This is a genomic window from Neobacillus drentensis, assembly GCF_036965645.1.
GTDB classification, from domain to species: domain Bacteria; phylum Bacillota; class Bacilli; order Bacillales; family Cytobacillaceae; genus Neobacillus; species Neobacillus drentensis_D.
This window is the reverse complement of record NZ_JBALPZ010000113.1, coordinates 31,091-41,234: the sequence shown is the minus strand read 5'-3', so window position 1 is coordinate 41,234 and position 10,144 is coordinate 31,091. Positions and strand designations below refer to the sequence as shown.

The following is a 10,144-nucleotide window of genomic DNA, read 5'->3' as shown; positions in this document are numbered from 1 at the left end:
CTAACGTTCGGTTATAATAAAAGTATAACATCTTTGTTCTAGGAAAATAAACAAAACAAGGAAAAATAAAGGAGTCGATTAAATGATTACACCGTATTTAATGTTTAACAGAGAATGTGATGAGGCGTTTAAATTGTATCAAAAGGCCTTTGATGGAGAAGTCGTTTCCATGCAGAAATATGGCGACATGCCTCCTAATCCTGAATTCCCTGTATCTGACAGCGAAAAAGACCTTGTTTTGCATGCACAATTGAAATTAACAGAATCAGGTCTTATTTATGGTTCTGATTCGAATCGAGAGTTACCAGATGGTGCAAAAGTGTCCATCAGTGTTGAACTTGACTCCGAGGAACGTGCTATGAAAGCATGGAAAGTCCTTAAAGAAGGCGGGGCCGTTTATATGGATTTGCAACCAACCTTTTTTGCCAAGCTGCACGGTTCTGTGCAAGACAAATATGGTGTAACCTGGATGTTTACAGTCAGCTAAAAGAACAAACGCAAGGCGCCTGGAGCTGGACCACCAAAAACACCCAGGTATTAAAACCTGGGTGTCTTCACTTATTTCACGTCATATCCTTGGTCATCAATTGTTTCTTTAATCTTATCAAGTGAAACAAGGTTGGTATCAAACTCTACATCGACTTTGCCATTAGAAAGGTCGACTGACACTTTTTTAACCCCTTGCAGTTCACCAACACTGCCTTCCACCGCTTTAACACAATGTCCACAAGACATTCCGCTCACATTTAACGTAACATGTTCCATTCTAACGTCCTCACTTTTTCATCAATTTTTGAATCGTCACAAGAACTTCATCCAAGACCTCTAAATCACCTTCTTGGATTCTTTCAACGACACAGCTTTTCATATGACCTTCAAGCAATATTTTCGCTACACTGTTTAACGCCGATTGTGTTGCAGAAATCTGGTTAATAACATCATCACAATACGTATCTTTTTCAATCAAGCCTTTAATCCCGCGGATCTGCCCCTCAATCCGGTTTAACCTCGTAACAAGATTATTTTTCACTTTATCTGGATGATGACTTTTCCGTTGGCTCCCCCCATCTTCACAGCAGGATTCTTCGGTTAACTCCTGATCTAATTCCTGAGACATGAACACGCCTCCCTTTTTAGCAATAGTATATCATACCCCCGTATCGTAAAGCGAAGGGCAAAACTAGAGGATTCTACTTGTGCAGTTTTACTCCATACAACGAAAAAAAATAGGCCGATGATTTTTAATAATCAACAGCCTATTCTTACTAATTGCACAAGTTACATCGTTTCAACAATCGTTTGCTGGATATTGCGAATTACATCGCCGCGGCTGATGACACCTACTACACGATTCACTCCATTGACGACAGGCAATTTTTTAAAATGATGTTTTGATAACAGATCGACCACTTTTTCCATTTCATCTTCTGGCTGGACCGTTACGATACCATGTGTTTTCGCAATTTTAATAATCTCCCTATTAATGACTTCACTTAAGTGGACATCCCGTTCCTCCACTGCGATATACGTAATAAAACTAAAATAATCATGAATCCGCTTATCTAAAGGCTTAATAGCACGGATAATATCCCCATCTGTTACCATGCCGCATAATGTCCCGTCCTTTTTTGTAATAGGAACACCGCCAATTTTATTTTCTACAAATACAGACATGACCTCTCTAACCGTATTTTCCGGGCTAACTGAAATAACGTCTCTTACCATAAAATCTCTAACTTTCATCATGGTCACCGCTTTCATTTAATCAAAATCAAAAATTCAATTTATTCTTCTTCATTTTTTTGTACTTTTTTTATCTTATCTTGAATATAATAAATTCCATCTTTCAAGATATTATTTTCCGATTTTTTATAAATAATGAAAAAGAATACTATTCGGTCTCCGGATTCTTATTGGACAGCTGCTCTAAGACTTTAGGTGGGAACACCATCCGGCAAATCAGCTTGGCAACGTCCTGATACGCAGATGGTTTCTCAAACTGGCTTGTCTGATCAAGCCCGTTCTCAACCATCAACATAATCGCCCAAGAAAGAGTATCCAAATCCAAATCGTCCCAAATCAACCCTTTTTCTCTTGCTATTTTTAAACCATTAATAATCCTAGTATGGATTCTTTTTCTAGCCTTGTTCAGTACTGCTGCAAGCTCGGAATCTTTTGATAACAGCTCAGGCAGAACATGACGAAGTCCAAACTCATGGATTCGGTTATAATGAATTTCTAAAGATGACGCCAATGCTGCCTCTGGATTGCTCGATAACCAGCTAATTTCAGGAGGAAGAAACGTCTCAATCTTATCCTCAATCAGTGACATCAACAGTTGCCGTTTATCGGAAAAATATCGATAAAAGGTTCCAGTCGCAACTCCTGCATGTGCAGCGATTTCCTTTGCCGTTGTCTGCTCATATCCCTTTTCATGAAACAGCGCATATCCACTTTCAATTAATGCATTTCTTTTAGCTTGAGCCCGTTCCTGTTTTGGCAAAAATGGAAATTCGCCTACAAGCTTTTCATCATCTGACATGTTCTCACCTCGATAATATCATACCACCATCAAATAATTTGAACCATAGTTCATATTTAAATTGACAGAAATAATGCGCTGTGTGATACTTGAACTGGAGTTCATGTTATCATTCTATCACTACTTCTTATAAAAAGAAAAGTTATTCTGCAAAGCAGGAATTTGCCGTTTTTATGCGAATATTTTAAAGTATCCATTTTTGATTTTCTAAAAAACCATACAGTTTTATAACAATTGGAAGGTGTTGATCATTTGGCAAACTCATCTGAATCTAAGAAAATATCTGTAAATTCCACCATTTCATTAAAAGGAATTGTCAAAGCCATATTCAACGATACCGTTCATGTCCAAATCGGTGGAAAAATTATTCCCATTCCAGCTTCTGATTTTATGATGGAAAAACCATCAAAGTAAGCAATATTAAAAGGCCCTTCACATATGAGGGGCCTTTTTTTACTAATGGTCATCAGAGTTCCTACGTGTGTAACACATACATGTAGTTATATGGTCATTCACCATTCCCACTGCCTGCATGAAGGCATAACAAATGGTCGAACCCACAAATTTAAAGCCTCGTTTCTTTAAATCTTTACTAAGCCGATCACTAATTTCTGTCGTTGCCGGGACCTCACTCATTTCACTGAAATGATTTTGAATCGGCTTTCCGTCCACAAAGGACCAAATATAGGCCTGGAAAGAACCGAATTCTTCCACTACCTTAAAGAAAGCTTTTGCATTTGTCCTAACTGCATTTATTTTCAGCTTGTTCCTAACAATACCTTTATTCTGCAGCAGTTCAGCGATTTTGTTCTCATCATAGCCGATAATTTTTGCTGGCTCAAAATGATCGAAGGCTTGACGATAGTTCTCGCGCTTTTTTAAAATCGTATACCAGCTGAGTCCTGCTTGAGCGCCTTCAAGATTTAAATATTCAAAAAGCAGGCGGTCATCATATACCGGCACCCCCCACTCATGGTCATGGTAATCGATATAGAGTGGATCCTGGTTCACCCATCCGCATCTTATTTCTTTATCATTCATTGCTAAATCTCCTAATTAAATGTCATCATGATCTTTAAGTATCACATATTTTTTCAAAAAAAGGTATCCTTACAATCCAAAAACCGGACCCCCAGCGGCAGGTTTCCGGCTCTTTATATTTTTATTTGGCGTATTCATTTTCGGCAATGAAATTGGCGGCTGGTACTGTGACTTTTTGGAAGGTGATCAGCACGTTCCAGCTGCCTGAAGACTGCCCATCTGCATAGAAAGTTGGTTTACTTTCTTCGTCAAGCATGCTTAAAAGCATGGCAAGATGGCGGCCTCCTGACTCGACTCTGGCCAGCCTTGCGTATTCTGGAAGCATATCATACGCGGATTGATAATCCTTGTTCATTACAAATTCGAGGAATTGCTTATCCATTGCATGTTCTGTGATAGTTGGTTTATTATGTCTGCCTCTCACTAAGTTATGTGACAAAGCACCACTTGAAATAAAGACTACTTTTTTACTCGTCTCTTGTAAGACTTTTGCGATTTGCTGACCCCATTTATAGGTTTCTTCGATACTGGCCGCCAATGTAACGGATAAATTAATAACCGGAATATCTTCATCTGGATTCAGGTATCGCAATGGAACAACACTTCCGTAATCCCAAAGATAAAAAGGATCATTTACCCCCTGGACTTGAAGGCCTGCATCCTCTCCAGCCTTTACGAGTTGGTTTGCTAATTCTTCATCACCTGGATAGTTGTAAGGGAGGTCTTTAATTAGGTCCGGGGCTTCAAAGGCAGTTAATATCCCTTTATGAACAGGTGTACAATCAACATAATGGAAAAAGGTCGATGGCCAGTGACAAGACACTAATACTAACACATCTGGTTTTATTTCCTTTATTTGCTTGGCTACTACTTTCATGGATGAAGCCATATCCATTTGAAAATCCGGTACTTGATCTTCATGACACATACTAGGGACATGGGGAACTATCATACTAAATTCAATCGTCATAATACCCTCCTATAAAATTTAATAAGCAAAGTGAACGCTTACAAAAAAAGAAATATGATGGGGAGCATTGATATTCCCCATGCTCCCATTTATAAACTCCTTATCTTTCCGAAGCAGGTATGCCTGCGATCCCCCAATGGGTTTTTGGTACTTCCGTTACGATTACTCTGATACTTTCTTTCGGGGCGCTTAAAGTTTCCTGAACAGTAGAAGTGAGATTTTGGATCAATTCGGTTACTTTTTCAGGAGGTCTTCCTTCCATGATCTGTACGTTAATAATTGGCATACTCTATCATCCTTTTATAAAAAATCTTTAATCCGTTACCGTAAAGGTAACTTCGCCAAGTCCATCAAATTTGCCACTTACAACATCTCCGTATTTCAACATCACGGCACTGGTAATTCCACCGGTTAATATGACGTCACCCTTGCGAACTTTTTCTCCTTTTCTCGCAAGCATATTGGCCAGCATGGCAATGGAATGTGCTGGGTGCCCCAATACTGCCGCACCTGCTCCCAGTTCCTTGATTTCACCATTTATAGAAAGAGTTGAGCCAAGTAAATCTAATTCAAATTGCTCTGGTTTCTTTAACGTTGTCCCAAACACAACCCTTGAGGTTGAAGCATTGTCCGCAATGACATCCGGTAAGGTGAAATTGAAGTTTTCATAGCGGCTGTCGATGATTTCTAATGCCGGCAGAACATATTCCGTTTTAGCGAGAACCTGAGCACCGGTCACCCCCGGACCTTCGATATCTTCGCCCATCACAAACGCAATTTCCGCTTCCACCTTTGGATGGATCATCTCATGTAAAGGCAGTTTTCCGCCATTTTCGATTAACATATAATCAAACACATATCCATAAATGGGATCATCAATCCCCATTTGTTTCATTTTGGCAAAACTAGTTAAACCCATCTTCGGCCCAACGATTCTTCTGCCTTCTTGCAGCTTCATTTGGACGATTTCTTCTTGGACCTGATAAGCTTCCTCTACGGTTAAATCAGGCTTTAGGTTGGCAGTTACCTTTACAACCTCACGTTTTTCAAGCTCGGCTGCAACTAGATAATTAGCGATTTCTTTTATTTGACTCACTGTGTTCCCCTCTTTTTCTCCAAATTAAAAGTGCACACTTACTTGGCCAAGATGAGCAAATCTTGCCGTGAAGGAATCTCCTTTATTAGCCACTTCTGCTGCGGACAAAGCGCCAGACAAGATTACTTCTCCTGCACGAAGCGAAATATCAAATTCTGATAGTTTATTGGCCAGCCATGCCACACACGTTGCAGGATTTCCTAATGCAGCTGCGCCGACACCAGTATTCACAAGTTCACCATTTTTCGTTAAAACCATTCCGACTAACTCAAGATCAATATCTTCTATTTTAGTAGGTTTTCCACCTAACACGTATAGACAAGATGAGCCATTGTCAGCAACCGTGTCCTGCAGTTTAATTTTCCAGTCTTGAACTCTGCTGTCGACGATTTCAAGTGCTGGCACGACATAGTCTGTGGCTTGAAGAACATCAAGAGCGGTCACATTCGGCCCACGTAAATCCTTTTTTAAAATAAAAGCAATCTCGGCTTCTACCTTAGGCTGCAGCACGGATTCTATTGAAATAGAACCGCCATTTTCCACTACCATGCTATCTAGTAAATGCCCGTAATCCGGCTCATCCACTCCGAGCAGGTTTTGCATCGCTAACGATGTTAAGCCTATCTTTTTCCCAACGATTTTTTGACCTTGTGCTATTTTTTTATTTATATTTTCAAGTTGAATATAATAAGCTTCTTCCACTGTAAGCTCGGGATCAACTGATGTTAATGGAGCTATCCCTGCTTTTGTCGATTCTGCTTCCGCTAACTGCTCTGCAAATTGTGTTACTTTACTAGTCAAAGTATTTACTTCCCTTCTTAGTTTGACTATGTTAATTGGACCGTTGATTTCCACTCCAGGCACAAGCGGTTCGCGGGCGTGCCGGGGAGCCTCCTCGGCGCTTAGCGCCTGTGGGGTCTCCCCAGCCCCGTACTCCCGCAGGAGTCTTCGTGCCTTCCGCTCCAATCAACATTGCTTACATGTACTTTTCAATCAGCCTATAGTTTGATCGTGACATTGGAAAGTTCTGAGTAAAAATCGATACTATGCATACCGCCTGTTCTGCCGATTCCACTATGCTTCATACCGCCAAATGGGGTTCTTAAATCGCGTAAGAACCAAGTGTTAACCCAAATGATTCCTGCCTCAAGCTGATGTGCGACCCGATGCGCTCTTCTTAAATCGTTTGTCCAAATCGTTGCACTTAAGCCATAATGGGTATCATTTGCCTGCATAACCACTTCTTCTTCCATATCAAACGGCATAACGGTAACCACTGGTCCAAAGATTTCTTCACGAACACAGCGAGAATTCCGATCCAGCCCAACTAAAATAGTAGGTTCTAAGTAGTAACCTTTTTCATATCCATCCGGACGTTTTCCGCCTGTCAAGATAGTTGCACCGTCTTCGCGGGCGATATCAATATAGCTGTTTACCCGGTCATAATGTTCTTTGCTGACCAGTGCACCTACATTCGTATCTGCTTCAAGCGGGTGGCCAACCTTTAAGGTCCTAACCCGTTCAGCAAATCTTGTTAAAAATTCTTCGTAAATCGGACGTTCGACGTAAATCCGTGAACCGCACAAGCAAACTTCTCCTTGGTTCACAAAGCTGGATTTAATCGTGGTTTCAATCACTTCATCTAAATCAGAGTCGGCAAAAATAATGTTTGGATTTTTCCCGCCCAGTTCAAAGGAAAGCTTTTTCAAGGAATCGGCTGCTGATTTCATGATTGCAGTACCCGTTCTTGGCTCACCAATAAATGAAATCGCATCCACATCCGGATGTTCCGAAATGGCAGCACCTGCGGAATTTGGGCCAAATCCATGAACAAGGTTTACCACCCCATCCGGTACCCCTGCTTCTTTACAGATTTCCATTAATACCGTTGCGGTCATTGGCGTCCACTCGGCCGGTTTAATAACAGCTGTATTCCCCATTGCTAAACATGGCGCTAACTTCCAAGTCAACAATAGTAACGGCAGGTTCCAAGGTTTAATAATCCCAACCACGCCGACAGGGCGGCGATAAGAATAATGAAGGGCGATATCATCCTGCATATTCGAATCGGTATTAACAGAAATCATATAATCAGCGAAAAAGTGAAAGTTAAAGGCTGCGCGCGGAATATCTACACTATTTGCTAAAGAAAATGGCTTCCCCGTATCCATTGATTCAAGATGTGCGAGCTCTTCCTGTCTTTCAAGAATTAAATCACCAATCCGGCGGATAATTTTTGAACGCTCCACAATTGGCATAGTCTTCCATTTCCCGTTTAATGCTCTGCGGGCCGCTGCTACTGCAAAATTAACTTCTTCCTTCCCTCCTTCGGCCACGGTTCCTAACACTTCTTCAGTTGCTGGGTTGATATTTTCGAAGGTCTTGTGATTTTGAGATTCAACAAATTGGCCGTTGATAAAGTGTAAACAATTAATGGCTCTTACTCTAGTTTCTACTTGCATGTCGATATTCCTCCTACTAAATAATTGATATTTTGATATTTTCTTAACATTATGGTAACGCTTCCGAATTTCACATACAACGCCTCTGTTGCGCTATATGCAACAACATAAATATTTTTGTGAATTTTTAAAAAAATTCTTAATATTTAAAAATACTATTTCCAACTTCCACTTTTTCTGGTATATTGCCCACTATAGAGCAACGTTGTTTAGCATAGTGAAACACTTCAGAAAGAGGGATTTCATGTGGATGTAAATATAGAGAAAGAAAGTCACCTTTCTTCTGTAAAAAATGCATTACGGATCTTACAATGCTTTACCATGGATGAACCTGAAAAAAAGATCAGTGAGCTATCCGCCGCGCTCGGTCTCAACAAAAGTACCGTCAGCCGAACAATGACAACGCTTGCAAGTGAAGGGTTTGTTTCCAAAGATCCGGAAACAAAAAAATATCGATTAGGCTTATCCATTCTTTCATTAAGCGGGATCGTCAGCAGTCAGATGGATATCTACCGAGAATCGCAGCCCGTCTTAAATCGTTTAGTTGAAAATATAGGGGAAACCGCACATATTTCGGTTTTGGATCATGTAGACGTTATTTATCTACAAAAGGTAGAATGTAATCATCCTGTACGTTTCCTAACCCATATTGGTAAACGAAACCCTCCTTATTGTACGAGTTCCGGCAAGGTTTTACTTGCTCACTCACATGAAGATTTCCTCAACCAAGTTATTGAAAAGGGACTAAAAAAATTCACCAAGAATACAATCACAGATCCAATGAAGCTTCGAACTCATTTAACACAAGTGAAAGAGAACGGCTATGCCAGTAGTACAGAAGAAATCTTAGAAGGGGTAACCTCAATCGCCGCCCCTATTTTTAATTACAGAGGCAAGGTGATTGCCGCGCTTTCCGTTGTCGGACCAAACCAACGAATCCAACAACATAAAATACAAGGTTTAGCAAAAAAGGTGATGAATGCAGCAAAAGAGGTCTCAGCAAGAATGGGTTATCGAGGTTACTAGTCTATTATTTTAAACATAGTAAAAAAGGGGCTGTTTCGTTTGTATGATTTTCACACTCATTTTATCCCATCTGACGTTTTAACTTGGTTGAAAGATAATCAAAGAACAGTAAATGCAAAATGGATAAAAAAAGAAGAAAATAAAGACGATTTTTTAGTAGTTAACGAGAAATGGGGCTTTGAATTAAAGAAGGCGTTTACGGATGGCAGTTTATACCTAGACGAACAAGCCAAGGCAGGCGTAGCGCATTCTGTTGTTTCACCCATTCCTCAGCTTTTTATGTATGATTTTCCCGAAGACATCACGCTTGAACTATCCACTGTTTACAATCGTTCATTAGCCGAGTGGTCCAATACGTCACCAAAGAGACTTTCAGCATTAGGAACAGTTCCTCTTACCAATCCTATGAAAGCAGCCGAGGTCCTGCAAGATGCCGTGAATTTGGGACTTAAGGGGGTCATTATCGGACCTGGACTGGAAAATCAAATGTTATCGGATGAATTTTTCAGGCCCTTTTTTGAAGAAGCGAATCGTTTAAATGCTATTGTGTTTATTCATCCTTTATTGTGTGAAGACTCTCGCCTAAAGAGAAGAATGATGCCTAATTTGATTGGTGTTCCTTGGGAAACTACGGTTTGTGCTACCGACCTCTTGTTAAGTGGTTTGATTGATCAGTTTCCGAATGTAAAAATATTATTTGCACATGGCGGCGGCTTCCTTCCCTATCAGATCGGCAGGTTGGACAAGGGTTTTGATCAATGGCCGCTCGTTTCATCCAAGTTAAAGGCCAAACCATCGGAATACTTGAAACGCTTTTGGTATGATACAGTGTTATGGAATCAAGATAGTTTAGATTTCCTTATCAAAACAGTTGGGGAGGAACGAGTCGTTCCTGGTTCTGATTATCCATTTGACCTATCTGTCTGGCCGCCCACAGGAAATCAAGAATTAGCCGTTCGTTCATTACTCGATTAATATTTCTAAAAGTTATTTTAGATAAAATTGGA

Annotated in this window: 14 protein-coding genes; 4 read left to right on the top strand and 10 right to left on the bottom strand. The window is 40.4% G+C overall.

The genetic code is table 11. The features are described 5' to 3' along the window. The first annotated feature begins 82 nt into the window (after positions 1-82). Complete coding sequence (locus V7266_RS20210; RefSeq protein WP_335470370.1) at positions 83-487, top strand: VOC family protein; 405 nt, start codon at positions 83-85, stop codon at positions 485-487. Between the two features lie 71 nt (positions 488-558). Here the strand turns inward: V7266_RS20210 and copZ are convergent, their stop codons facing one another. The 4 genes from copZ to V7266_RS20190 form a co-directional block, all read right to left on the bottom strand. Continuing rightward, positions 559-765: a copper chaperone CopZ gene (gene copZ / locus V7266_RS20205; RefSeq protein ID WP_335470369.1), complete on the bottom strand. Its 207-nt coding sequence runs from the start codon at positions 763-765 to the stop codon at positions 559-561. Positions 766-775: 10 nt separating this feature from the next. After that, the gene (locus V7266_RS20200; RefSeq protein WP_335470368.1) at positions 776-1,117 is read right to left on the bottom strand and encodes a metal-sensitive transcriptional regulator; all 342 of its coding nucleotides are present in this window, start codon (positions 1,115-1,117) and stop codon (positions 776-778) included. 161 nt (positions 1,118-1,278) lie between these two features. Continuing rightward, a complete protein-coding gene (locus tag V7266_RS20195) occupies positions 1,279-1,743 on the bottom strand; it encodes a CBS domain-containing protein (RefSeq protein ID WP_335470367.1) in 465 nt (154 codons plus the stop codon). A gap of 148 nt (positions 1,744-1,891) precedes the next feature. Next, positions 1,892-2,542 carry a TetR/AcrR family transcriptional regulator gene (locus V7266_RS20190; protein ID WP_335470365.1) on the bottom strand — a complete coding sequence of 217 codons (651 nt, stop codon included), beginning with the start codon at positions 2,540-2,542 and terminating at the stop codon, positions 1,892-1,894. Positions 2,543-2,794: 252 nt separating this feature from the next. Between V7266_RS20190 and V7266_RS20185 the strand changes: the two genes are divergently transcribed. After that, on the top strand, positions 2,795-2,956 hold the full coding sequence (locus tag V7266_RS20185; protein ID WP_335470364.1) for a hypothetical protein: 162 nt from the start codon (positions 2,795-2,797) through the stop codon (positions 2,954-2,956). A 42-nt stretch (positions 2,957-2,998) separates the two neighbouring features. On the opposite strand, the gene V7266_RS20180 is transcribed toward V7266_RS20185, so the two are convergent. The 6 genes from V7266_RS20180 to V7266_RS20155 form a co-directional block, all read right to left on the bottom strand. After that, complete coding sequence (locus V7266_RS20180; protein WP_335470363.1) at positions 2,999-3,583, bottom strand: DNA-3-methyladenine glycosylase I; 585 nt, start codon at positions 3,581-3,583, stop codon at positions 2,999-3,001. A gap of 121 nt (positions 3,584-3,704) precedes the next feature. Beyond that, a complete protein-coding gene (locus V7266_RS20175; RefSeq protein WP_335470360.1) occupies positions 3,705-4,553 on the bottom strand; it encodes an extradiol ring-cleavage dioxygenase in 849 nt (282 codons plus the stop codon). Positions 4,554-4,653: 100 nt separating this feature from the next. Then, positions 4,654-4,839: a 4-oxalocrotonate tautomerase gene (locus V7266_RS20170; protein WP_335470357.1), complete on the bottom strand. Its 186-nt coding sequence runs from the start codon at positions 4,837-4,839 to the stop codon at positions 4,654-4,656. A 27-nt stretch (positions 4,840-4,866) separates the two neighbouring features. Continuing rightward, complete coding sequence (locus V7266_RS20165; RefSeq protein WP_335470355.1) at positions 4,867-5,649, bottom strand: 2-keto-4-pentenoate hydratase; 783 nt, start codon at positions 5,647-5,649, stop codon at positions 4,867-4,869. 24 nt (positions 5,650-5,673) lie between these two features. Then, the gene (locus V7266_RS20160; protein WP_335470372.1) at positions 5,674-6,450 is read right to left on the bottom strand and encodes a 2-keto-4-pentenoate hydratase; all 777 of its coding nucleotides are present in this window, start codon (positions 6,448-6,450) and stop codon (positions 5,674-5,676) included. 197 nt (positions 6,451-6,647) lie between these two features. Further along, complete coding sequence (locus V7266_RS20155) at positions 6,648-8,111, bottom strand: aldehyde dehydrogenase (protein ID WP_335470353.1); 1,464 nt, start codon at positions 8,109-8,111, stop codon at positions 6,648-6,650. 246 nt (positions 8,112-8,357) lie between these two features. Here V7266_RS20155 and V7266_RS20150 point away from each other — a divergent pair, with 246 nt between their 5' ends. Together V7266_RS20150 and V7266_RS20145 are read left to right on the top strand one after the other, a co-directional pair. Further along, a complete protein-coding gene (locus V7266_RS20150; protein ID WP_335470351.1) occupies positions 8,358-9,137 on the top strand; it encodes an IclR family transcriptional regulator in 780 nt (259 codons plus the stop codon). 39 nt (positions 9,138-9,176) lie between these two features. Further along, positions 9,177-10,112 carry an amidohydrolase family protein gene (locus V7266_RS20145; protein ID WP_335470349.1) on the top strand — a complete coding sequence of 312 codons (936 nt, stop codon included), beginning with the start codon at positions 9,177-9,179 and terminating at the stop codon, positions 10,110-10,112. The last annotated feature ends 32 nt before the right edge of the window (positions 10,113-10,144 follow it).

What these genes read in the sequence shown, in the direction of transcription:
- V7266_RS20170 (WP_335470357.1), bottom strand. Translation starts at nt 4,839, where the DNA reads ATGCCAATTATTAACGTACAGATCATGGAAGGAAGACCTCCTGAAAAA.
- V7266_RS20175 (WP_335470360.1), bottom strand. Translation starts at nt 4,553, where the DNA reads ATGACGATTGAATTTAGTATGATAGTTCCCCATGTCCCTAGTATGTGT.
- V7266_RS20180 (WP_335470363.1), bottom strand. Translation starts at nt 3,583, where the DNA reads ATGAATGATAAAGAAATAAGATGCGGATGGGTGAACCAGGATCCACTC.
- V7266_RS20155 (WP_335470353.1), bottom strand. Translation starts at nt 8,111, where the DNA reads ATGCAAGTAGAAACTAGAGTAAGAGCCATTAATTGTTTACACTTTATC.
- V7266_RS20195 (WP_335470367.1), bottom strand. Translation starts at nt 1,743, where the DNA reads ATGAAAGTTAGAGATTTTATGGTAAGAGACGTTATTTCAGTTAGCCCG.
- V7266_RS20210 (WP_335470370.1), top strand. Translation starts at nt 83, where the DNA reads ATGATTACACCGTATTTAATGTTTAACAGAGAATGTGATGAGGCGTTT.
- V7266_RS20190 (WP_335470365.1), bottom strand. Translation starts at nt 2,542, where the DNA reads ATGTCAGATGATGAAAAGCTTGTAGGCGAATTTCCATTTTTGCCAAAA.
- V7266_RS20200 (WP_335470368.1), bottom strand. Translation starts at nt 1,117, where the DNA reads ATGTCTCAGGAATTAGATCAGGAGTTAACCGAAGAATCCTGCTGTGAA.
- copZ (WP_335470369.1), bottom strand. Translation starts at nt 765, where the DNA reads ATGGAACATGTTACGTTAAATGTGAGCGGAATGTCTTGTGGACATTGT.